Below are 23,963 nucleotides of genomic sequence, written 5' to 3' on the forward strand. Positions count from 1 at the left end.
GAGGGTAACGTGAATAACAACGATAATAATTTTTATCAGGAGAATAATTCGCTTCGAGATTATATTAACCTGATTCGATTGAATATATGGAGTATAACAGTCATAAGTTTGACTGCGCTCATCGTAGCCATTGTTTATGCTCTAAATGCGCCCAACGTTTATAAATCAACTACTGCATTAAAAATTACAAAACCTCAGGGCAATATTCTTGATGCTCCTTTAATTCCAGAATTTCAAGATTTTGGAAGTGACCGTTTCATCGCAAACGAAATTGAGATACTCAAAAGTTATTCCTTACGCAACCAGGTGGCACAATCTCTTATCGATTCTTTTAAATTATCCCGCGACAAGAATAAATTTGCCCTTATAGTTAGTAAAGAGGATAGGAGTAGTAAACCCTCCCTTCTTACTGTTGAAGAAATCATTGATCTTCTTGAATCGAATGTCGATATATCGCAAAAGAGGGGACTCGATATAATTGAAATTTCTGTCGAATCCAGGTCGCCTTATGAAGCGTCATTAATTGCTAATTGTTATGCGGATATTTACAGAGAAACTAATTTAAAATATAACAGGCAGCAATTGACTTCGATCAAAGAATTCCTGGCGCGGCAACGTGAGGAAAAGCTGGCGGAATTGTCGGCGGTAGAAGAAGCGCTGAGATTGTACCAGGAAGAGAAAGGAATTGTGGAACTGCCCGAACAGGCAAAAGCGCTTATTGAACAGACGACCGATTTCGAATCGAAAATGAATGCCACTAAAATCGACCTTACTATAACAGAAAATACTCTCAAACAATATAAAGCAGAACTTGCCAAGCAGGATCCGAATATAAACGATTACATCGAAAGCTTTGCTACAGAACCATACATTAAAAATCTTCAATTACAGATAGCCGATCTTCAAACTCAAAAGGACAGAGCATTATCGTCATATAAAGATTCACCCCGTCGTTCTGAAATTATTCGTGAATTCGACGCCAAGATTAACGACTTAAAAGAAAAACTTAATAATCAGTTAACAATTTATCGTGCAGGTATACTTGCTTCTAGTCCAGAAGAAATTAAAGAACTAACCAGAAAAGTACTCGAAGAAGAGGTAAAGTATCGGTCTCTAAAAGCTTCATACGACAAACTAAGCGATATTGTAGCCGAATACGATAAAAGGTTGAATCGACTTCCCACAAGTTCAATTGATCTTGCACGTCTTACAAGAGAAAAACAAGCCTACGAAAAATTATACCTTCAGGTAGAAGAGAAATATCAGGAAGCAATTATAAACGAGCAATCTGTTCCCGGTAATGTTTTAATTGTCGATCCGGCAATAATTCCCACAGTGCCTTCAAAACCAAACAGGATTCTGATAGTTCTTGTGGGATTGGTAATTGGAGTTGGACTCGGTCTGGGATTTGCATTTCTGCGGCACAATTTTGACAATACAATCAAAACTCCTGAAGATATTCAAAACAGGAATATTAATATACTTGCCTGGATACCGCACATTGACGGAATTGAAACCAATCCTGAACTTGAATTTATTGTTTCCAAGAAGCCCGATGCAAGCGCCAGTGAAGCCTATAGAGCCCTGAGAACTCGAATAAAATTTTCCAAGATCGACAGGAATTCTCTCAGGACGATCTTAATTACTTCGCCCCGATCTCAGGAAGGAAAAACAACAACGGCCGTCAATTTAGCCGGAAGTCTGGCTTATGCAAATTTTAAAACAATTATCGTCGATGCCGATCTCAGAAAACCGAGACTACATAATATTTTTGGTCATAAAAGATTTGCCGGTTTTACAGATTACTTCTTCGGACAGGTGACCTATGAAGAAATAATCAGGACTACAAACGTCAACAACCTGAGTTATGTCAGTGCTGGAACAATACCTCCTAATCCTTCCGAAATCCTTGGCTCCGACCAGATGCTTAATTTCATAAAGAAACTTAAAGAAGAATATGACTATGTTGTTTTCGATTCCCCGCCGTTGATTGCAGTTACCGACTCGGAAATACTTTCTCAAATTGTCGATGCTACTATACTGGTTGTATCAGCAAACTTTACAGAAATAGATTTACTCGAAAAATCAGTTGAAATGCTGCGTCGCGATAATTCAACTTTCATCGGTACTGTCCTGAATAACTTCAGCTATCGCAGTGGATATGGTTCTTACTATAAATATTATTACTATTATTCAAATCCAACAAATGGTTCAAACAAGAGTAAGGTAAAAATAGATTGACATTCAAGAAAACTGCAGTAATTACAGGCGGCGCAGGGTTCCTCGGCTCACACCTGTGCGACCGTTTAATTTCAGAAGGAATTAAAGTAATTTGTCTGGATAATCTTCTAACAGGCAGAATAGAAAATATTGAGCATCTCTTTGGCAATGAGAATTTCCAGTTCATAAAGCTCGACGTTACAAACTATATCCACGTACCACACGACGTCGATTATGTGCTTCATTTTGCTTCACCCGCCAGTCCAATCGATTATCTCAAACTTCCGATACAAACGCTTAAAGTAGGTTCGCTTGGAACTCATAAAGCACTTGGACTTGCAAAAGAGAAAAAAGCTTTATTTCTATTGGCGTCCACTTCTGAAGTTTACGGCGATCCACTCGTACACCCACAAAGTGAAGATTACTGGGGTAATGTTAATCCCGTTGGGCCACGCGGAGTATACGACGAAGCTAAACGATTTGCCGAAGCAATGACGATGGCTTATCACAGATATCATGGGCTAAGCACAAGAATAGTAAGAATCTTCAATACATACGGTCCTCGCATGCGAATCGACGACGGCAGAGCACTTCCCACATTTTTTATGCAAGCCCTCAAAGGAGAAGATTTAACAGTATTTGGCGATGGTTCGCAAACCCGTAGTTTCTGCTACGTAGACGACCTTGTAGATGGCGTTTTCAAATTGTTAATGTCCAATGAAGTTTATCCTGTTAATATTGGCAATCCCGACGAAGTATCTTTGAAACAGTTTGCCGAAGAAGTTATTGAATTGTGTAATTCAAAAAGCAAAATTATTTATAAAGAATTACCGCAGGATGATCCAAAAGTAAGAAGACCCGATATCTCACGAGCCAGAGAAATTCTCGGCTGGGAACCCAAAATCTCCAGGCAGGAAGGGTTAAAGCGAACTCTCGAATATTTTAAAAAGGCTTTAAAGCAGAATCAATAGTCCTCGCTTCAGTAGACCATCTCTGTTGAAACATATTAATATTTTAATTTGTTGAAGGACGGGTTTTCTGTGCAGGCTCAATTTTAGTAGATTTGCAATATGATAAAAACGGTTTTTATATGAATTATCTTTTAAGTTTATTAATAGGCATACTCTTTGGTTCTATTCCCACGGCATATTTGCTTCTTAAAAAATCAAAGAAGATTGACATTACTAAAGCAGGCTCGGGCAATGTGGGTGCAATGAATTCTTATGAAGTTACTAATTCAAAAATGGTTGGATTAATCGTTTTTGTTATCGATGCACTGAAAGGATTCCTGAGCGTCTGGATTGCTGAATATTTATTCGGGCATAAATTTGAATTTATGATGATTGCACTCATTGGTGCGGTATTGAGTCATTGCTATTCATTCTGGATAAATTTCAAAGGAGGAAGGGGATTGGCAACCGCTGCAGGCGGCGCTTTGCTAATTTCGATACCGGTACTGAGTATCTGGGTGATTCTCTGGTTGGTGGCTTTTTTGTTCAGACGCCACGTGCATTTTGCTAATTTTACTGCAACTTTGTTGACAGGTTTGCTTTCATTTACATCAGGTGATATTCTTAATAAATATACTTCGCCTTCGGCATCCGATACTTTAATTTTCAGCATACTGGTTTCTTTAATGCTACTGATTATTTTGTCCAAACATATTCTCCCTATTAAAGAATATTTTTCCAGTCTTGCAAAAAGTAAAAAAGGTGAATAAAATGAAAAATCTTAAATTAGCACTCCTTTCTTCTGCTATAACCACGTCAATTCTGATTTTATTTTATGCCTTTGTAGTTGCAAAACCCGGCTCAAATGATTTAGATAAAATTTTAGAATCTTCGAATCTAAATTCTAAGTTCGCCAACTCAATTCAGGTGAATGATAGCATATCAAACTCACGAAATACAATTATTACTGAAACAGTAAAAAGAGTGAGCTCAGCGGTTGTGGGCATTAACGTCACCGAAATCAGACAATACAGAGACATCTTTTCAATCGATCCGTTTTTCCGACAATTTTTTGGCGACCGCTTTTATAATCAGCAGGTCAGGAGTTTAGGTTCTGGTACAATTATATCGCCGGATGGATATATTTTAACGAACGATCACGTAGCGGGTAATGCGGTTGAAGCTATTGTTACATTAACAGACGGTTCACAGTATGAAGCCGAAATAGTCGGCACCGATCCAGTCTCGGACATTTGCCTGCTTAAAATCGACGCTACAAATCTGCCTTACATCGAATTCGGTAATTCCGACAGCATATTGATTGGAGAATGGGTAATTGCTCTGGGAAATCCCTTTGGTCTTTTTGACATCAACGATCAACCGACAGTTACTGTAGGAGTAATAAGTGCTAAGGGAATGAATCTGGGCGCAGCAAACAATCGATATTATGTCGATATGCTTCAAACCGACGCAGCAATTAATTCAGGAAACAGTGGCGGTCCTCTTGTAAATGCATTCGGGCAATTAATCGGAATGAATACTTTAATTTATACTGCTCAAGGCTCATCCGGCAATGTGGGCGTTGGTTTTGCAATTCCCTCGAATAAAATCAAAAAAGTAATTAAAGAGTTGAAAGAAAACGGCAAAATCGACCGCGAATTCTGGACGGGTCTGAGTATTCAAACTATCGATCCTTCCATTGCTAAAGCTTACGATCTAAAAAGTTCTCATGGAGTAATAATCACAAATGTGATAAAAAATTCGCCAGCAGATAAAGCTGGTTTTAAGGTCTATGACATCATTCTCGGAATAAATAATTTTAAGGTCAATAACGAAAACACATTAATCGGCATTCTGCAGGAATTCAGACCCGGCGATGTAATTGACGTTAAAATTATGAGGGATAATAAAATTCTTATCAAGAAAATGAAACTGGAGAGGAAGTAATGATTTCCCGTTATACCCGTCCCGAAATGGGGCATATCTGGAGCGATCAATTCAAATTCGAAACGTGGTTAAAAGTGGAAATTTTAGCCTGCGAAGCTCGTCATAAAATGGGTGAAATTCCAGACGAGGATTTTAAAGAGATAAAAGAAAAAGCTAATTTCGATTTAAAACGAATTCTTGAAATTGAAGAAACTACCAAACACGACGTTATTGCTTTTCTGACCTGTGTGGCTGAATTTGTTGGACCGGCGTCGCGCCATATTCATTACGGCATGACCTCGTCGGATGTGCTCGACACTGCACTTGCTTATCAAATTAAAACTGCAGGCGAATTGTTATTAAAGGGTCTATACGAATTAAAAAAAGTGCTGAAAAAAAGAGCACTCGAACATAAAAGAACTATTTGTGTGGGACGCAGTCACGGAATTCATGCCGAACCATATTCGATGGGATTAAAGTTCGCTCTCTGGTACGAAGAAACAAAGAGAAATATTGATCGACTCGAAAGGGCAATTCAAAATGTTAGCGTTGGAAAAATTTCAGGAGCAGTTGGAACTTTCGATCATCTATCACCGCAAGTTGAAGAATATGTGTGTAAAAATCTCGGTTTGAAAGCCGAGCCGGTTGCCACTCAGGTAGTTCAACGCGACCGACACGCCGAGTTTCTTACCACTCTTGCAATTATCGGTACCACACTCGATAAAATAGCCATTGAAATCAGGCATTTGCAACGCACTGAAGTCCTCGAAGCCGAAGAATATTTTTCGAAAGGGCAAAAAGGTTCTTCTGCAATGCCACATAAGAGAAATCCGATTGTTAGTGAACGTCTAAGTGGACTGGCTCGTATATTGAGAGCTAATTCAATTGCGGCTCTTGAAAACGTACCTCTCTGGCATGAACGCGATATTTCCCATTCTTCGGCCGAGCGCGTTATTCTGCCCGATAGTTGTATTGCGCTCGATTATATGCTCAATCTTACAATAAAATTGATCGACAATTTGGTCATCTATCCCGAAAATATGCTCGAAAATCTTAATAAAACTCGTGGACTTATTTTCTCACAGAAAATTTTGCTTAAGCTGGTTGAAAAGGGAATTACGCGAGAAGAAGCTTATAAAATCGTACAGGACTGCTCCATGAAAGTCTGGCAGGATAAATCGACAAATCTGAAAGACGAACTTCTTAAATCCCCTGACGCATTGAAATATCTATCGAAAGCAGAAATCGAGGAAGTTTTTAATCCCGAAAAAATGCTGACAAATCTCGATTATATTTTTGCAAGGAGCGTGGAGAAAGATTAAAAAGATATTTAATCCTATCTAAAAACGCTTATTTTATGCAAAAATCAAAGAAAAATACTTGACAAAATGATTCAATAAATTTATATTAGCACTCGTTAAAAAAGAGTGCTAATAAACTTAAAATTAAAAGGAGGTAAAGATATGGCAGAATTCAAGATTAAACCTTTGGCTGACAGAGTAATTGTAAAACCGAAAGAAGCCGAAGAAACCACAAAAGGTGGAATTATTTTGCCAGATACTGCAAAAGAAAAGCCGATCGAAGGCACAGTAGTTGCCGTCGGTGAGGGTAGAATTACAGAAGACGGAAAATTAATTAATATGCACGTTAAGGTCGGAGATTCCGTTTTGTACGGAAAATATTCCGGAACAGAAGTTAAAATTGACGGCGAAGAATATCTGATTATGCGCGAAAGCGACATTTACGGTATCGTTCAAAAATAAAGTTTGATAAAAAAGGAGGATTATTATGGCAGCAAAAGTAATTGAATTCAGCACTGATGCAAGAAGTGCTCTTAAAGTAGGCGTTGATAAATTAGCAAATGCGGTTAAAGTTACTCTGGGTCCAAAAGGACGCAATGTAGTTATAGATAAAAAATTCGGCGCTCCAACTGTTACAAAAGACGGCGTTACAGTAGCCAAAGAAATCGAATTGGAAGATCCGATTGAAAATATGGGCGCTCAGATGGTGCGCGAAGTTGCTTCGAAAACGAGTGATGTTGCCGGCGACGGTACAACAACTGCAACTGTATTGGCTCAGGCTATTTTCCGCGAAGGCTTGAAAAACGTTACTGCTGGCGCAAATCCAATGGATCTAAAACGCGGTATCGATATTGCTGTTGCAAAAGTTATCGAATATCTAAAATCGATTAGCAAAGAAGTTGGCGGTCGCGATGAAATTGCTCAGGTCGGCGCAATTTCTGCTAATAACGATAAGGCCATTGGCGATTTGATTGCAGATGCTATGGAAAAAGTTGGCAAAGACGGCGTTATTACTGTCGAAGAAAGTAAATCCGCTGAAACTACTCTTGAAGTTGTCGAAGGTATGCAATTCGACCGCGGTTATATTTCTCCATACTTCGTAACAAATTCGGAAACTATGGAGGCAGTTCTTGAAGATGCATACATTTTGATTCACGACAAGAAAATTTCGGCTATGAAAGACCTTCTGCCAATTCTCGAAAAAATTGCTCAAGCTGGTAGAAGTCTTTTAATCATTGCCGAAGACCTCGAAGGCGAAGCTCTTGCAACACTTGTTGTAAATAAATTGCGTGGTACCCTCAAGGTTTGCGCTGTTAAAGCTCCTGGATTTGGCGACAGACGTAAAGCAATGCTCGAAGATATTGCAATCCTTACAAATGGTACTGTCATTTCCGAAGAAAGAGGATTCAAACTCGAAAACGCTACTCTCGAATATCTTGGAAGAGCTAAAAGAATTACCGTTGACAAGGATAACACAACAATTGTCGAAGGGGCTGGTAATCCTGACGATATTAAGAAGAGAATTAATGAAATTAAAGCTCAGATTGAAAAAACTACTTCGGACTATGACAGAGAAAAATTGCAGGAACGTCTGGCTAAATTATCAGGTGGCGTTGCAGTTCTGAAAATTGGTGCCGCTACCGAAGTTGAAATGAAAGAAAAGAAAGCACGCGTTGAAGACGCTCTCCATGCTACAAGAGCTGCAGTTGAAGAAGGTATTATTCCAGGTGGTGGCGTTGCTCTGGTTCGTGCAATTAAATCACTCGACAAAGTTAAAGGTGAAAACGACGACCAGACAACTGGTGTTCGTATTGTACAAAAAGCTCTCGAAGAACCTCTCAAACAAATAGCTGCTAATGCCGGTTTAGAAGGCGCAGTGGTTCTCAATAAAGTTCTCGAAGGAAAGGATGACTACGGTTTCAACGCTCAGACTGAAACATACGAAAATCTAATGAAAGCCGGCGTTATCGATCCTACAAAAGTAACTCGCACTGCTCTCGAAAATGCTGCTTCGGTAGCTTCTCTGTTGATTACTACAGAAGCTGTTGTTTACGAGAAAAAAGAAGAAGAAAAAGCTACTCCTGCCATGCCGCATGGTATGGGTGATATGTATTAATAAATTTCACTCTTCTAAAAATTCAAAGTCCCGCTTCCAGGCGGGACTTTTTTTTATATATCAAACTATGTGTTATGGCAAGCAGAGGAGTTTGTTAGAATCAAAGACTGTCTCTTACATGTCATTGCGAGTCAGCCCCGCCTAAGGCGGGGCTGACGAAGCAATCCCATGTAGCCTTTGTAAAGTGTGATAAACTTCATACTACGGTTGCTGAGAGCAAAGCAATCGAAGCAACCGCCAATGTTATCTTAGTAGGTGGTAGTATTTGGGATTCTTTAGAGTTTGCTTCGTTCGCTCGCAAAGACGAGGTTGTTTTTTTGAGTTTGCTTCGTTCGCTTCGCTCACTCGCAAAGACGAAAGGGATGTTCAGAATTTGCTTTATCATTAGCCTTTGGCTCATTCCTCGCAAAGACGAGGTTGTTTTTTTTGAGTTTGCTTCGCTCGTTTCACTCGCTCGCAAAGACATACTTTTTGTTCTTCCACAAAGATATTCGTTACACTTGCTCGCAAAGACGTTCGTTTCACTCACTCACAGAGACTGCCTTTCACATGTCATTGCGAGTCAGCCCCGCCTTAGGCGGGGCTGACGAAGCAATCTCATGTAGCTTTAGTAAAGTGTGATAAACTTCATACTACGGTTGCTGAGTGCAAAGCAATCGAAGCAACCGTAATTGTTATTTTAGTAAGTGGCAGTTTTGGGATTCTTTAGAGTTTGCTTCGCTCACTTCGTTCGCTCGCAAAGACTAGGTTGTGTTTTTTTTGAGTTTGCTTCGTTCGCTTCGCTCACTCGCAAAGACATACTTTTTGTTCTTCCACAAAGATATTCGTTACACTTGCTCGCAAAGACGAGGTTGTTTTTTTTTGAGTTTGCTTCGCTCGTTTCACTCGCTCGCAAAGACAAGCGTGTGTATTGAGTTTGCTTCGCTCATTTTATTTGCTCGCAAAGACGAGGTTGTTTTTTTGAGTTTGCTTCGTTCGCTTCGCTCTCTCGCAAAGACATACGATTTGCTCCCTCACAAAGACGGAGTTAAATCAAAATCGTTCTCAAAGTATCCATCATCTTAAATAATTCTAACACACGCAAAAATATTATTGCAATTTTTTCAATTATCGTTGTTACAAAAAATTTTATTAAATTGAATACCGTTTTTTATAGAAGCAAAATAAAGGGAAAAAATAAATGATTAATTATATCGGCAGATTCAATGTAGTTCCTTCTTTACCAGATAATCTCGAACCACTCAGAGAAATTGTATACAATCTTTTCTGGACGTGGAATTACGACGCAATTGATTTGTTACGTAGACTCGATCCACAATTGTGGGAAGAGACTTACCATAATCCCGTATTAATGCTGGGAAAAATTAGTCAAAAAAGACTGAACGATGTGGCTGCCGACGACAGCTTCTTGGCTCACATGGAAAGAGTTTATACTCAACTCAAAGTATATAAAGAAGAAAAAACATGGTATCAAAAAAACTATAATTATGGTAATGAAAACGTAATCGCATATTTTTCTGCTGAGTATGGTTTAACAGAATCGTTACAAATTTATTCAGGTGGTCTCGGCGTTTTATCGGGCGACCATTTAAAATCTTCAAGCGACCTCGGCATTCCACTTGTTGGTGTAGGACTCTGTTACAAAGAAGGCTACTTCCAGCAATATCTAACCAATGATGGCTGGCAACAGGAAAGATACGAAATTACCGATTTCTATAACCAACCGATGAACTTAGTTACTGAAAATGGTGGTAATACACCTTTAAAAATCGAACTCGACTTTCCAGATAGGAAAGTATATTTTCAGATCTGGAAAATTGAAATCGGTAGAATACCACTTTATCTTCTTGACACCAATGTACCGGAGAACCGGGAAGAAGATAGAAAGATTACACGCACTCTCTACGGGGGCAATATTGAAACCAGGATTCAGCAGGAAATTGTACTGGGTATTGGCGGCATTCGCGCTCTACATGCAATGAAAATTAGTCCTCTTGTCTGTCATATGAACGAGGGACATTCTGCTTTCCTTGCTCTTGAAAGAATACGCCTACTAATTAAAATTTATGGACTCTCCTTTAACGAGGCTAAAGATATCAATTATCATTCTAACATATTTACCACACATACACCCGTGCCTGCAGGTATTGATATTTTTCCTAATGATTTAATAGAAAAATATTTTGGTAGATATTATAGAGAAGAACTACAAATCGACGATAAGACTTTCTATAAACTCGGAACAATCGTAAAAGATAAAGAACCTGCAAATTTCAACATGGCGCATCTGGCTATGAATATGGCGGGATTCGTTAACGGTGTAAGTAGACTGCACGGTCATGTTTCTAAAAAAATGTGGCAGAGTGGATTTCCTGATATTCCATTCGACGAAATTCCAATTGAACATATTACAAACGGCGTTCATATTCATTCGCATTTATCGAATGATATGCACGAATTATTGTTCCGTTACTTAGGTGAAAAATTTAATCGCGACCCTTCAGACGAAGAAGTCTGGAAAAGAATTGATGAAATACCAGACGAAGAATTGTGGCGTACACACGAAAGAAGACGCGAACGACTTGTGGCATTTGCACGTAACCGTTTGAAAAAGCAGATTATGCAACGTGGTGGATCTGCTTCTGAAATAAAAGCCGCTAAAGAGGTTCTGGATGCTCAGGCATTGACAATCGGATTTGCACGACGTTTTGCTACGTACAAAAGGGCAAATCTCATATTCAGGGATATCGAACGTCTCGAAAGTATTCTCTGCAATCCCGACTATCCAGTTCAATTAATCTTTGCTGGGAAAGCCCATCCTAAGGATGAAGAAGGGAAAAAGTTGATTCAAGAAGTAATTGCAATGACTAAAGAACCATCATTGCGAAAAAAAATTGTATTTATCGAAAATTATGATATGAACGTGGCACGCTATATGGTTGAAGGCTGTGATGTATGGCTCAATAATCCACGTAGACCCCTTGAAGCCAGCGGCACTTCCGGCATGAAAGTAATTGCAAACGGAGGCTTGAATTTGAGTGTGCTCGACGGCTGGTGGGACGAAGCTTACAATCACGAAGTCGGCTGGAAAATTGGCAATGGCGAAGAGTATGAAAATCTCGAATATCAGGACGAGGTTGAATCACGACTTATTTATGAAGCGATCGAAAAAGAAATTGTTCCGCTCTTTTATAATCGGGGCGAAGATAAATTGCCGCGCGGATGGATTAATATGATGAAAAATTCGATGCGTACTCTCGGTCCTTTTTTCAACACTCATCGAATGGTAAGAGAATATGCCGAACGATTCTATTTCAAAGCGTATGAAAAACGTCTTTTGTTAATGAGTAATAAATGGAAAAAAGCAAAGGAATTCACTGCCTGGAAACAAAACGTCTATAATAACTGGAATAAGGTTAAGTTTATTAGTATTGCTGAAGAATTAAAAGGAAAGGAATTAAAAGTAGGTAATAAATACCCCGTTACTGCCGAAGTTGAACTTGGAAATTTAACGCCGGATGATGTCGACGTTCAGATTTATTACGGTAAAATTGATAACGGCGGCAAAGAGAAAAATAATGTCAATATGAAATACGTTCCCAAAAAATCGAAAGACGGTAGATATACCTATAAAGGTGAAATCGAATGCACGAATACAGGTCAATTCGGATTTACTCTTCGTATTCTCCCGAAACACGATTTATTGATTAACCAGTTTGAACTCGGTTTAATTAGATGGGCTTGAGAAATGTATCTCGAAACTCTCGATGTCCGTAGAAAAGATATTCTGATTTATTCACAAAACCGATTTGAAGATAATTTCAGAGTCATTTATAAACAGGAAAATATTAAACAGCCCCGACCGATAAGCTATACGGAAGTTTGCAATATAGTCAAAGAGCCTGTGGCTAAAAATATGATTGTCTACAGGCTACTGACTAATGATCCACATCTCGACGCTTATTCTACAAAATACGGTTTCTTCCTCGAAATCGATAATGAAATGGAATTAATCTATTTCGACCCAATTTATGCAATTAAAGATCTGGCTTTTTTGAAATTTAATTTGCCGTTTAGTCAATTTAGATTTAAGATCCAGCAGGTAGGATTGAGCAATATCGGCAGGGTAAATGACTATACAGAAATTTATAGCTTCGATATGCGCGCTTCCGAAGCAAAAAATCAAAACGATAAAATCTTTGCAATCGCAATCTTTGCTCTCGACCCTTCATTCAAGGACGAAGAATCGAAAGAGCACGAGTTGGACAATGAATTAAATAGTCTTCAAGAAGAAAATGAAATTCAGCAATCATTAGATAAACCCTCCGTAGATAAGAATAAAATCGATTTAAAATCGGTTGCAAATAAAGAATCACAAAAGATTAATTCTACGTTAAGAAAAGAGGGAATTAATATCTTTGATTTGTTCAAATCTACGTATAAATCGGATGTCCTCGATAAAAGAAAAAAAGAAAATATTATTTTGAAAATTGATAAGTAACTCTCTTTAATTAATTGTTATTCTGTTGTTTGTATATAGTTTGAAAAGCAAAAAAATATTGACCGATGTAATGCTTTGAGTATAATTTAATGACATGTAGCTCCGAGTAAATTTATCGACTATTATTTTTTTATTAAGTAATCAATTAATGATTACTTTTTACTTGCGAGGATATTTTAATACTTCTATATTTGTGCACGTTTTTTAGGGCAAGTAAGTTAGGGCAACGTATTCAATATAACGCAATCAAATTGAATTTATAGTACTATCAAAAGCCAAAGAAAAGATTTAATATTAGCCCATAATTTTCTACTCTGTGTCTATTTATGAGCCATGTGACTCACGTGGCGGAGCTGTAGATATTAGGGAATAGGGGTTAGGGAGTTCAACGTTCTTTGTTCAAGGTTCATGGTTCTATGTTCAACGTTCAAGGTTATGAGTTGAATGTTTAAGGTTTGGTTTTTATGTGATTGAAACACCAGTCTTTGAAAGTAAGTGATACAGACGTCTTTGCGAGCGAGTGAAACGAGCGAAGCAAACTCACTACACACGCTTGTCTTTGCGAGCGAACGAAGTGAGCGAAGCAAACTTAAAACACATAACCTCGTCTTTACAAACAAATGTAACAAACGTCTTTGCGAGAGAGTGAAACGAACGAAGCAAACTCACTACACACGCTTGTCTTTGCGAGCGAACGAAGTGAGCGAAGCAAACTCAATACACACGCTTGTCTTTGCGAGCGAACGAAGTGAGCGAAGCAAACTCTAAGAAATCCCAAAACTACCACTTACGAAGATAACAATTACGGTTGCTCTGATTTGCTTTGCACTCAGCAACCGCACGGTGAGTTTAATCACACTTTACTATAGCTAAATGAGATTGCGTCGTCCCCCGCCTATGGTAAGGAGATTTGACATAACAATTAAGAGACAGTATTTTCAACAAATGATACAAACGTCTTTGCGAGCGAATGAAATGAGCGAAGCAAACTCTAATATAAACCTGGGTGTAATAAAAAAACAAAGCAATGTAAACTTATCATATAACTATTCAACTGACAACAAATCAACCAATTAACTCGAGACATAAATGAATTACAAAAAAAATCTCCTCGAAAAGATCGAAAATAAAAGCGCCATTGTGGGCGTTATTGGAATGGGATATGTCGGTTTACCGCTCACAATTACATTTGCTAATAATGGATTTAATGTAATCGGTTTTGATATTGACGAGAAAAAAATTCCTTTATTAAACGAAGGAAAAAGCTACATTAAACATATCGATTCAAAATTGATTAAAGAAATTTTAAAGAAAAAGAAATTTCAGGCAACATCGGATTTTGCAAGACTCAAAGAATGTGATGCAATTATTATATGTGTTCCTACTCCATTAGACGAACATCGTGAACCAGACTTGAGATTTGTTAAAGATACAGCACTTACTATTCAAAAATACTTACAAAAAGGTCAATTAATAACTTTAGAAAGTACTACTTATCCTGGGACAACGGAGGAAGTACTATTACCATTATTCGAATCTGCACCACAAATTCAAAATACTAATCCTCAATCCCTGAATACTAATCCCCAATACCTGAATACTAATCCCCAATCCCTAATCCCTAATCCCTACACCCCAGGTAAAGATTTCTTCCTTGCTTTCAGTCCTGAAAGAGAGGACCCCGGAAATAAAGATTTTACGACCTCTACAATTCCTAAGATTATTGGTGGGGTTACTGAAAATTGTACTGAAGTAGCAGTTGCTCTTTATAATAAAATAATAAAAACTACCGTTCCGGTTTCTTCGCCTCGTGTGGCTGAAGCTGCCAAATTACTCGAAAACATCTATCGTTCTGTTAACATTGCGCTTGTGAATGAATTGAAAGTTGTATTTGAAAGGATGAATATCGATATATGGGAAGTGATTGAAGCAGCCAAAACAAAGCCTTTCGGGTTCCAGGCATTTTATCCGGGACCAGGACTTGGTGGGCACTGCATACCAATTGACCCGTTTTACCTGACCTGGAAAGCACGTGAATATGAAGTAAACACAAAGTTTATTGAACTTGCTGGTGAAGTAAACACATTTCAACCTTACTATGTGGTCGAAAGAGCTATCGAAGTATTGAACCAGGCACACAAGGCAATGAAAGGAAGTAAGATTTTAATACTTGGAGTTGCATATAAAAAGAATGTGGATGATATGAGAGAGTCTCCTTCGCTCAAATTAATTGAATTACTACGAGAACGAGGAGCCGAAGTTGATTATAACGACCCCTATGTGCCCAAGCTACCTCCAACACGAAAATATAATTTTGATATGAATTCAGTGGAATTAACAAAAGATGTAATACGACTTTACGACCTTGTTTTACTTGCAACCGACCACGACGATTATGACTATGATTTCATACGTAAACATGCCCGACTAATTCTCGATACTCGCAACGCATTTAAAGCTAAAGGTATAAGTGAAGGGAATGTGTTTAAAGCGTGATTTTGTTATTTTGTTCAAGGTGCGGAAGTGCTGAAGTTTATATGAAGATAAATAATTTTACTGATATTGATTCCTGGAAAGAAGCCAGGTTACTTGTTAGCGAAATTTATAAATTAACATCTGGGACAAAATTCAGTAAAGACTTTGGATTAAAAGATCAAATACAAAGAGCGTCAATTTCAATAATGAGTAATATTGCAGAAGGTTTCGATAGTGGTTCAGCTAAATCATTTATTAATTTTCTTAAGTATTCATACAGGTCGTCATCAGAAGTAGAATCTTTAATATATCTGGCATTAGATCTAAATTATATTGAAGAAGGAGATTTTATTCAGATTCAGAATCGCATTAAAAAGATTAAGAATTTGCTTGGTGGTTTCATCAAATATCTAAAAAGTATTGACTAACCATCTTAAAATTCCATTAACTACAAACCACAAACATTGAACATTGAACGACGAACATTGAACTCCCAACATTGAACATTGAACCAAGAACATTGAACCAAGAACATTGAACCAAGAACATTGAACCACCAACATTGAACCACGAACATTGAACAAATAACCCCATGAACTTCGCAATTACAGGCGTGGCGGGCTATATAGCTCCAAGACATTTGAAGGCAATTAAAGAAACAGGAAATAATCTTGTTGCAGCGTTAGACCCACACGATTCAGTTGGACTATTGGACAGTTATTTCCCTGAAGTCAGTTTCTTTGTTGAATTTGAACGATTCGAACGACATCTCGATTTGTTACGTAGAAAATCGGATTCAGAGCGCGTGCATTATTTATCGATTTGTTCGCCAAATTTTTTACACGATTCGCATATCAGACTGGCTCTAAGAATTGGTGCAAATGCTATTTGTGAAAAACCTATAGTTCTCAACCCATGGAACCTTGATGCACTTGAAACAATTGAAAAAGAAACCGGCAAAAAAGTTTATACAGTTTTACAATTGCGAGTCCATCCTTCAATTATAAAATTAAAAAGCGAAGTCGACACCGAACTTAAAAGCAATCCATCAAAAAAATTCAATATAAGTCTCGATTATATAACTGCACGAGGTTTATGGTACGATTTTTCATGGAAAGGAATCATCGAAAAGTCGGGTGGAGTGGCAACAAATATTGGAATTCATTTTTTCGACATGTTAATCTGGATTTTTGGTCAACCAGTCCATTCACAAATTATTGAAAATAATAAACGCTCCATGCAGGGTGAACTTGAACTGGAAAATGCATTTGTAAAATGGCGCCTTTCAATTAATTACGAAGACTTACCAGAAAATATAAAAGCTATCGGAAAAAGAACTTACCGTTCAATTAAAATTGACGAAAAGGAACTCGAATTTACAGAAGGTTTTACGGACTTACATACTTTAGTATATAAAGAGATAATAAGTGGAAATGGTTATGGCATTAACGACGCACGTCCCTCAATTCAACTTGCATATCGAATTAGAAATGAAATTGATTTTTAAATAAGCTTTTGACAATAGGTAACTTAACGAAGAACAAAGAACAAATGCCTAACTACTACATCAACGAACATGCAGTAATTGACGAGAATGTCGAAATTGGAGAGGGAACAAAAATCTGGCATTTCACTCATGTACAATCAGGAGCCAGAATTGGTAAGTATTGTGTACTCGGTCAAAATGTGAACGTTGGGAATAATGTAGTAATTGGTAATTATGTAAAAATACAAAACAACGTTTCTGTTTATGAGGGAGTAACACTTGAAGATTATGTTTTCTGCGGACCTTCAATGGTATTTACGAACATAAAGGATCCGCGAAGCAAATATCCTCAGGCAGGAAGTGAGTATTATATAAAAACGCTTGTTAAAGAAGGTGCGAGTCTGGGTGCAAATTGTACAATAATATGCGGCATAACAATTGGACGTTATGCATTTGTTGGTGCAGGCGCAGTTGTAACAAAAGATGTACCTGATTATGGACTGGTTGTAGGAAATCCAGCAAAGTTAGTCGGCTGGGTTTCTGAAGCGGGAGTTAAACTAAAATTTGATAAAAGTGGATTCGCTGTATGTCCTAAAAGCGGAAAAAAGTACAGGCTGGAAAATGGGAGGGTAGAAGAAGTGGGGTAGGGATGAGGGGTTAGGGAGGAGGGATTAGGGGATAGGGGTTAGGGTGTTCAAGGTTCGTAGTTTAAAGTTCTTGGTTCGTAGTTCTTAGTTCAAGGTTCAAAGTTCGTGGTTCAAAGTTCTTAGTTCTTGGTTCTTTGTTCAAGGTTCGAGGTTCGTAGTTCGTGGTTCGTGGTGGTTGGTTCTTGGTTCAAAGTTCGTGGTTTGTGGTTAAGGGGTTGGGGAAGTGTGGATAAAGAACATTAAACAAAGAACATTGAACAAAGAACAAAATACATTGAACATTGAACGACGAACATTGAAAAAATAATCACATTAATCCAGCATACTTCAACTAACAAAAGTTGACATTCTGGTTGATACTCCTGCTAACAATAAAGAAAATTTAGAATTGTAAGCTGAAACAAAGATTAAAATATTGGTTAAATGAATAATCCAGGTGGTCTTGTTAAAAGTACTTGAAAAAGGCTATTAAATATTGTAAAATTTAGTGTAATTATAATATCGATATTCAAAAAGTAATCAAGTAGATTGCTGTGGAAAAAGAGCAAATTCAAAAGAAAGTTACAGAATTTTTAAGGGGAAGAGAGGAAGTTATCTTTGCCTACATTTTTGGTTCGTTTGTTAACAAAGAATTTTATCATGATGTAGATGTCGCTGTTTATCTTGCTGATAATTTTGATAAAAATGATTTGATGAAGTTTCCATACGGCTACGAAAGCGAAATGATCAGTCAACTTAATATTCTTGTGAGAGAAAATATTGATTTTATTGTAATGAATAATGCTGAACTTTATATTCAAAAAAAAATTATTAATGAAGGAATTTTACTCTTCAGCAAGTGTGAGCGTAAACGGATTTATTATGAAAACTACATACGTAAAATTTATATTGATGCTGCAAATTTAAGAAATATTAGAAGACGTTATTTAATAGAAAAATTAATAATGCCTGATCTAGAAATTATAGAAAAACATATTTCTTCGTTTATAGAGGATCTTGAGAATTTAAAAAAACATCGAAATGTTACAGTTGACGAATTAAAAAAAGATAAAGACTTATTATGGATATTAGAGAGAGGGATATATTTATTGATTCAAAATTTATTTGACATGCTATCACACATTATTTCAGCTGACTTTAATGAAAAATGGGATTATTACACTGATATAAGCGAACTTCTCTATAATCATAATATTATAAGTGAAGATGATAAAATATTACTTAATAAAATGGCGGGATATAGAAATAGACTTAGCCACGAGTATATGTCCTTAGACTTAAACATTCTTACCGATATAGTAAACAATAGACTCTCTGACTTTTCTAGATTTTTATCTATTATTAAAAATTACTGTAATCTATAACTGATTAGTTGCAATAAAATTATAAAATATCTCAATCGTAAGTTTACAATTAAACCCATTTGCCAGTAAATCAATTAAGAGATTACAAAATCATTCAAAGTAAAGAATCTATATTTTCCAATTCTGAATATGAATTTTCTCCAGAGGGATAGGTAAGGCATAAAACAAAATTTAGCTCTGAAGTTATCGAACCATTCTACTTCATATTATAGATTAAGTTAACATTCTCATTGACAAATATACCTAATTATTCTCCTGAGGATATTAAGCGAGTGTTTAGTTGGTGTTTGATGGGTAATCAGATTGATTAAAAACAACGTGGATACTTCCCGACATCAAATTTAACGAAAATCTCAAAACAAAAGATCTTGAAATAAATAATGCAAATAAACTAATCGAAGATTCTTTAAGTGTTCTAAAATTGAAGTAATTTATTAATGCAGATGTTTGGTTGATCAAGGAAAAAAATACTAATGATCCTATATTTAACACGGAAATTAAGTATAAAGTACTGTCGAAATCGATATCATTAAATAAGTTTTGAGAGATGTAATATACTGGCAACGTGCATACATGAAATAAAAAATTTCTGAAAATTTCCTGCCCCGCACTATAAAGATTGGGGCAGGGATTGTTAAGGTGTATAGTTAAGAGTTAAAAGAGCTTTAAATTAAACAAGTGTATAATTAATGGTTGAACTAAACTGGACTTCTTCTTCATTCTCATCAAATGTAATCGCAGTAAAAACCACTTTTTTATTTGTATAGTTAGGTAACAATTCACTATCAGCAGTAAGTAATGGGATATTGAATACAAGCGGATCAGTTAGATTTATTAAAGTTTTAGGCGAGGATATCTGCAGAAATTCATAAGCTGGAAGAGTTGAATTAACAGGTAGCTGAAGAAATATCAATGCCAGAATTTGAATTTTCTTTTCAATATCCGGATTAACATTTGAGAGATTCGTTAAAGGAGCCAGTTCAATATTCAGAACATTGTTATTGATATTAAGACTTTGCACTTTTATACCAAAAGATGATCTTGGTGTCATCATAATCATATTGGTAATGTCATTATCCAGTACAAATGGATAATTGATCTTAACAAGATGAGAAAAGGGTGAAGTGCCCGCCGGGACAAGTGATTTCCATATTTTTTTGAGAGACTGAAATGAATAGATTGCTGAAGCGAGCTTTACTGCAATCCTGAATTTGCTAATGCGTTCTCTGAACTCTGGAGTATCAGGTGGTGTATATGATGCTGGTTTGTGAGCAATGTAATTTTTTTCATTACGCGAACGAAATACAATATCTCCAAGCGAGCCTTTAAGTTTACCGAAAAATCTTTTATCTAACTGTGCCATAATTTTCCTCCAATTAGTTATGTGAATATTGATTTATTGATTAAACAAATTGAGCATTGTGATTTATAAATCTGTTAGGTACCTTGAGGCAATAGATCGAATAGTGCTCTCAAGGCAAATAAATTGCTGTTCACTTCACCGCCATAGCGGATCATTCATTATTAAGTGAATATTGAACATTGACTAATGAAAATTGAATATCGAATATAATGAGTAGGCGGTGCTCTCTGTTTTATCTTATTTGATATTTCGGAACAAACCGTGAGCGGTGCTACAGGTGAGTAAAAACGACCTTTAAACGACTTTAAATCGACTTTAATATAAGTATGTAACGATTCTGTAACGAGACAATGATATTCAATTTCACGATTTATATCTAAATCATTTATCGTTGAGAATGTTTTCATTTAAGTACCTTGAATTTTTAACAATAAATACCGATGGAAGTGAGAAAATCGCCGACTAAAATTTTAAAAATTAAGATGGCGAAAAATGACTTTTAAGCGGTATATATATTGTTAAATAAAATTAAGGTGGTATATTGAGTAGAGAAGAGAACATTAACAATGAGGCTTTAAAAATATTTGAGGAGATCTTAAGAAAAGAAGGGGGACCGCCTCAAAGGTGGCTCTATTATTGTACGAGGCAATTAATGTTCTATAGAATCTTTAAAAGAGAATATTATAAAACAGCAGAGGATATTGTTGACGAAGTAATATATAGCGCCATTATTGGTAAACGTAAATGGGATACTAAAAAATTAGATGTAGAAGCATTTGTAAAATCTTGTATAAAAAGCATTATCTCGCACCTTGCTAATGGAATGGATAGTAAAAAGGTAGATGATATAGTAATAAATCAAAAACTGGGTATTACAACTGATGCACTTGATAATGCACACGACAGAACCAAAGAACAGATAGAATCAGATTTTGATAATAAGGATCTAATAGAAAGATGCAGGGAAGCTCTGAAAGATGATATCGAAATGGGCATTGTTTTTGAACTTATTCTCGAAGGAAGAACTCCTAAACAAATGGAAGCCGACTATGGAATTCCCCCCGAAAAAGTCGATGCAGTAAAGAAACGTATTAGAAGATACTTAAAAAAAATCTTCAAAGAAGAATTAGATATTAATTAAATATTGAAAAAAAAGAGGAGTTAATATGCATCGAAGGGAGTACGAGATACTCGCAGAAATTTTTGCCGATACCGACCAGCTTACAGATGAAGAAATCGATAAAGAGCTAAAAGAGGCAGGAATTGACTATGAAAAATTCAGGCAGAGAGTATTAAATAAAATTGACGATATAAAGAGAAATTTAATTTATCAAGAAAGTCAGAAAAAAATAAATAAATATAAAGATCTCATAATTGCTCTTAAAGATAAATTAAATATTGAACTTAGTGATAGTGAAATCGAGCAAAAACTACAAGTTGAATTCAATAAATTAGAATCATTGACAGAGCAGGATATCCAGGATATCCTTAAAGATGAGAAAAAACTTAAATTCTTGAAAGAAATAATTGATTCTAAATAAGAATGAGCCAGTTAGCTCGTGCAAATGCAAGGAAATTACTTGCCGAATGCAGTATAACAAAACCGGAGCATATCGATCTGGAAAAAATAGCAGCCTATAAAAATATCTTTATTGAAGAATGTGATATAAAATCACACGCCGCAAGAATACATAAATCTGAAAACTGTGGATTAATTAAGATAAGTTCTGCTATAAAGGATGAAAAACAAAAAAATTTTGTTATTGCGCACGAAATTGGACATTTTGAAAATGAAAGAAATAAAAATATAATCAGCTGTTCTATAGAGGATCTGTTGGGACTGAATTCTAAAAAAGAATTGGAAAGAGATGCCAATGTTTTTGCGGCAGAACTATTAATGAAAGATGAATGGGTATGGGATTTTACCAGGGGAAAAATTCCAGGGGCAAAATTAATAATCGATATGTCTGAATATTTCTCTACTTCTCTGCTTTCTGCAGCCATTCGATATGCAGAAATTGGCAGACACCCAGCTGCGGTAATTTTGAGTCAGGATAAAAAAGTAAAATGGAGTGTTATCAATAAAGATTTTACTTTCAAATGGTTACCACATGGCACACAAATTAATAAGTATTCTTATTGCTACGATTATTTTAACAATGGTACTATGAATACAGATGTGAATAAAATTTTAGCTGATGCCTGGTTTTTACAGGACAGATTTTATAGAAGAAATTATTTCCTTTATGAGCAGAATATTTATCTAACTAATTATAATGCAGTACTTAGTATCCTTTGGGAGGATTAGTAAAGATCTTTTATGTCAGCAACTTATAAATTCTAATATGTTCGTTAATTATGAATTTTTGCATAATAGAATTTTGTGGCGAATAGTTTAATACATTCAAAATTGTACTCCTACCGAATGCAAAAAATTGAACGTTTATTAAAATTAAAGAGTACTGTTATTTAACCTATTTCATATTTTAAATAATCGATTTTTGTCGTGATTAACAGTGATTAAATAATAATCTTAACAAAGTAGAAGAGCAGTGCGGAATTCTTACTTTATTGGAACTTAAGTTTAAATACAAAAGAGGGTTTATCCTTACGAAGGAGTAATATTTTAACAATAATTTTTTCCCGACCTTTTGATTTATTTGTGGCTATTTATAGCCCCCGTAATAATATAAAATGAGTTCTGTAAGAAAATCTTTATTGTATATAGTAATTATTATAGCAAAGTGTGTAATTATACGCGGTATTAGGGATTAGGGGTTAGGGATTAGGGGTTAGGGATTAGGGATTAGGGATTAGGGATTAGGGGAGAGGGGTTGGGGTGTTCAAGGTTCGTAGTTTGAAGTTCTTGGTTCGTGGTTCTTTGTTCAAGGTTCAAAGTTCGTGGTTCTTTGTTCAAGGTTCAAGGTTCGTGGTTTAAGGTTCGTAGTTTGTGGTTAAGGGGTTGGGGAAGTGTGGATTTAGATAGGAGGCAGAAAATAGATAGAGTGTTATAGCGGTTAGAATTTCATTTAATTAGTTCTCTGGATTTAGAAGGTGAGGTAAGCTCAAGTTCGATTGAGTGGAGTTGCTGAATATGTGATAAATAGGGAAAAAAATAAGAAGGGAAACGGGAAGGCGAGATAGGCATAAAAATGAAAAAAATAAAGTTTATAATTATCTCCTAATATTCCCTCGTACTTAGAAGAATAAGTATTTTATATATTAATTTAATGTATTTAATAAGTTCAATGACATAAAAAAAATTTGTGAATAAATATCAATCCATTGTAGAATAATAGAGAGTAAATATGACAATAATTATAAAAGGATATGAAAGATGAAAAAAATTAATTCAGAAATAGTAGAACCTATTTTTCAGAAAATTGAATCTATTTCAGATAATCGTGGTTTTTTACTTCCTTTTACAGACTTCGTGGATAAAGAATAAATCAATCAAGCGCAGTTATAAAATTGAAGATTACATTCGAAGAATAATCCGTAGATTGAATTATTATTAGAATAATACGTTAATTTATTTAAAAGAAACCTCTGAAAAATTATCCAGAATTTAAAAACTTTTTAATGAAAAGCGTTGTAAGAGAATAAACAAAAAA

At 36.0% G+C, this 23,963-nt stretch carries 18 protein-coding genes; 17 read left to right on the top strand and 1 reads right to left on the bottom strand.

The window, feature by feature from the left end; translation table 11 throughout:
- The first annotated feature begins 9 nt into the window (after positions 1-9).
- The 14 genes from ACSSV9_RS11165 (at position 10) to hepT (ending at position 18,986) form a co-directional block, all read left to right on the top strand.
- Entirely contained in the window at positions 10-2,241 is a 2,232-nt protein-coding gene (locus ACSSV9_RS11165; protein ID WP_437347336.1) for a GumC family protein, read from the top strand.
- Positions 2,238-3,191, top strand: coding sequence for a UDP-glucuronic acid decarboxylase family protein (locus tag ACSSV9_RS11170; protein ID WP_437347337.1), 954 nt, complete (start codon positions 2,238-2,240; stop codon positions 3,189-3,191). The genes ACSSV9_RS11165 and ACSSV9_RS11170 overlap by 4 nt, the downstream gene beginning before the upstream one ends.
- A 119-nt stretch (positions 3,192-3,310) precedes the next feature.
- Positions 3,311-3,940: a glycerol-3-phosphate acyltransferase gene (locus ACSSV9_RS11175; protein ID WP_437347338.1), complete on the top strand. Its 630-nt coding sequence runs from the start codon at positions 3,311-3,313 to the stop codon at positions 3,938-3,940.
- Between the two features lies 1 nt (position 3,941).
- Complete coding sequence (locus ACSSV9_RS11180; RefSeq protein ID WP_437347339.1) at positions 3,942-5,117, top strand: S1C family serine protease; 1,176 nt, start codon at positions 3,942-3,944, stop codon at positions 5,115-5,117.
- Complete coding sequence (gene purB, locus ACSSV9_RS11185) at positions 5,117-6,418, top strand: adenylosuccinate lyase (RefSeq protein ID WP_437347340.1); 1,302 nt, start codon at positions 5,117-5,119, stop codon at positions 6,416-6,418. Before ACSSV9_RS11180 ends, purB begins: the two co-directional genes overlap by 1 nt.
- Before the next feature lie 141 nt (positions 6,419-6,559).
- A complete protein-coding gene (gene groES / locus ACSSV9_RS11190) occupies positions 6,560-6,859 on the top strand; it encodes a co-chaperone GroES (protein ID WP_437347341.1) in 300 nt (99 codons plus the stop codon).
- A 25-nt stretch (positions 6,860-6,884) separates the two neighbouring features.
- Positions 6,885-8,513: a chaperonin GroEL gene (gene groL, locus ACSSV9_RS11195; RefSeq protein ID WP_437347342.1), complete on the top strand. Its 1,629-nt coding sequence runs from the start codon at positions 6,885-6,887 to the stop codon at positions 8,511-8,513.
- Between the two features lie 1,180 nt (positions 8,514-9,693).
- On the top strand, positions 9,694-12,258 hold the full coding sequence (glgP, locus tag ACSSV9_RS11200) for an alpha-glucan family phosphorylase (RefSeq protein ID WP_437347343.1): 2,565 nt from the start codon (positions 9,694-9,696) through the stop codon (positions 12,256-12,258).
- 3 nt (positions 12,259-12,261) lie between these two features.
- The gene (locus ACSSV9_RS11205) at positions 12,262-13,014 is read left to right on the top strand and encodes a hypothetical protein (protein ID WP_437347344.1); all 753 of its coding nucleotides are present in this window, start codon (positions 12,262-12,264) and stop codon (positions 13,012-13,014) included.
- 1,089 nt (positions 13,015-14,103) lie between these two features.
- Positions 14,104-15,510, top strand: a complete 1,407-nt coding sequence (locus ACSSV9_RS11210; RefSeq protein WP_437347345.1) for a nucleotide sugar dehydrogenase — start codon at positions 14,104-14,106, stop codon at positions 15,508-15,510.
- Positions 15,511-15,551: 41 nt separating this feature from the next.
- Entirely contained in the window at positions 15,552-15,917 is a 366-nt protein-coding gene (locus tag ACSSV9_RS11215; protein WP_437347346.1) for a four helix bundle protein, read from the top strand.
- 164 nt (positions 15,918-16,081) lie between these two features.
- Positions 16,082-16,996 (top strand): Gfo/Idh/MocA family oxidoreductase, encoded by a 915-nt coding sequence (locus ACSSV9_RS11220; RefSeq protein WP_437347347.1) that lies wholly within the window; start codon positions 16,082-16,084, stop codon positions 16,994-16,996.
- A gap of 44 nt (positions 16,997-17,040) precedes the next feature.
- Complete coding sequence (locus tag ACSSV9_RS11225; RefSeq protein ID WP_437347348.1) at positions 17,041-17,622, top strand: acyltransferase; 582 nt, start codon at positions 17,041-17,043, stop codon at positions 17,620-17,622.
- Positions 17,623-18,155: 533 nt separating this feature from the next.
- Positions 18,156-18,986 carry a type VII toxin-antitoxin system HepT family RNase toxin gene (hepT, locus tag ACSSV9_RS11230; protein ID WP_437347349.1) on the top strand — a complete coding sequence of 277 codons (831 nt, stop codon included), beginning with the start codon at positions 18,156-18,158 and terminating at the stop codon, positions 18,984-18,986.
- A gap of 670 nt (positions 18,987-19,656) precedes the next feature.
- Here the strand turns inward: hepT and ACSSV9_RS11235 are convergent.
- A complete protein-coding gene (locus tag ACSSV9_RS11235; protein WP_437347350.1) occupies positions 19,657-20,349 on the bottom strand; it encodes a hypothetical protein in 693 nt (230 codons plus the stop codon).
- Between the two features lie 541 nt (positions 20,350-20,890).
- Here ACSSV9_RS11235 and ACSSV9_RS11240 point away from each other — a divergent pair.
- From ACSSV9_RS11240 to ACSSV9_RS11250, 3 genes are read left to right on the top strand one after another with little or no spacing between them, the layout of a single operon-like run.
- Entirely contained in the window at positions 20,891-21,490 is a 600-nt protein-coding gene (locus tag ACSSV9_RS11240) for a sigma-70 RNA polymerase sigma factor region 4 domain-containing protein (protein WP_437347351.1), read from the top strand.
- A gap of 25 nt (positions 21,491-21,515) precedes the next feature.
- Positions 21,516-21,890, top strand: coding sequence for a hypothetical protein (locus ACSSV9_RS11245; RefSeq protein WP_437347352.1), 375 nt, complete (start codon positions 21,516-21,518; stop codon positions 21,888-21,890).
- 2 nt (positions 21,891-21,892) lie between these two features.
- The gene (locus tag ACSSV9_RS11250; protein ID WP_437347353.1) at positions 21,893-22,657 is read left to right on the top strand and encodes an ImmA/IrrE family metallo-endopeptidase; all 765 of its coding nucleotides are present in this window, start codon (positions 21,893-21,895) and stop codon (positions 22,655-22,657) included.
- Positions 22,658-23,963: the final 1,306 nt, after the last annotated feature.

Origin of the sequence: Melioribacter sulfuriphilus, from assembly GCF_051488685.1 — a bacterium.
Taxonomy (GTDB): Bacteria; Bacteroidota; Ignavibacteria; order Ignavibacteriales; family Melioribacteraceae; genus Melioribacter.

What these genes read in the sequence shown, in the direction of transcription:
- ACSSV9_RS11175 (WP_437347338.1), top strand. Translation starts at nt 3,311, where the DNA reads ATGAATTATCTTTTAAGTTTATTAATAGGCATACTCTTTGGTTCTATT.
- ACSSV9_RS11180 (WP_437347339.1), top strand. Translation starts at nt 3,942, where the DNA reads ATGAAAAATCTTAAATTAGCACTCCTTTCTTCTGCTATAACCACGTCA.
- purB (WP_437347340.1), top strand. Translation starts at nt 5,117, where the DNA reads ATGATTTCCCGTTATACCCGTCCCGAAATGGGGCATATCTGGAGCGAT.
- groES (WP_437347341.1), top strand. Translation starts at nt 6,560, where the DNA reads ATGGCAGAATTCAAGATTAAACCTTTGGCTGACAGAGTAATTGTAAAA.
- groL (WP_437347342.1), top strand. Translation starts at nt 6,885, where the DNA reads ATGGCAGCAAAAGTAATTGAATTCAGCACTGATGCAAGAAGTGCTCTT.
- glgP (WP_437347343.1), top strand. Translation starts at nt 9,694, where the DNA reads ATGATTAATTATATCGGCAGATTCAATGTAGTTCCTTCTTTACCAGAT.
- ACSSV9_RS11205 (WP_437347344.1), top strand. Translation starts at nt 12,262, where the DNA reads ATGTATCTCGAAACTCTCGATGTCCGTAGAAAAGATATTCTGATTTAT.
- ACSSV9_RS11210 (WP_437347345.1), top strand. Translation starts at nt 14,104, where the DNA reads ATGAATTACAAAAAAAATCTCCTCGAAAAGATCGAAAATAAAAGCGCC.
- ACSSV9_RS11215 (WP_437347346.1), top strand. Translation starts at nt 15,552, where the DNA reads ATGAAGATAAATAATTTTACTGATATTGATTCCTGGAAAGAAGCCAGG.
- ACSSV9_RS11220 (WP_437347347.1), top strand. Translation starts at nt 16,082, where the DNA reads ATGAACTTCGCAATTACAGGCGTGGCGGGCTATATAGCTCCAAGACAT.
- ACSSV9_RS11225 (WP_437347348.1), top strand. Translation starts at nt 17,041, where the DNA reads ATGCCTAACTACTACATCAACGAACATGCAGTAATTGACGAGAATGTC.
- ACSSV9_RS11235 (WP_437347350.1), bottom strand. Translation starts at nt 20,349, where the DNA reads ATGGCACAGTTAGATAAAAGATTTTTCGGTAAACTTAAAGGCTCGCTT.
- ACSSV9_RS11245 (WP_437347352.1), top strand. Translation starts at nt 21,516, where the DNA reads ATGCATCGAAGGGAGTACGAGATACTCGCAGAAATTTTTGCCGATACC.
- ACSSV9_RS11250 (WP_437347353.1), top strand. Translation starts at nt 21,893, where the DNA reads ATGAGCCAGTTAGCTCGTGCAAATGCAAGGAAATTACTTGCCGAATGC.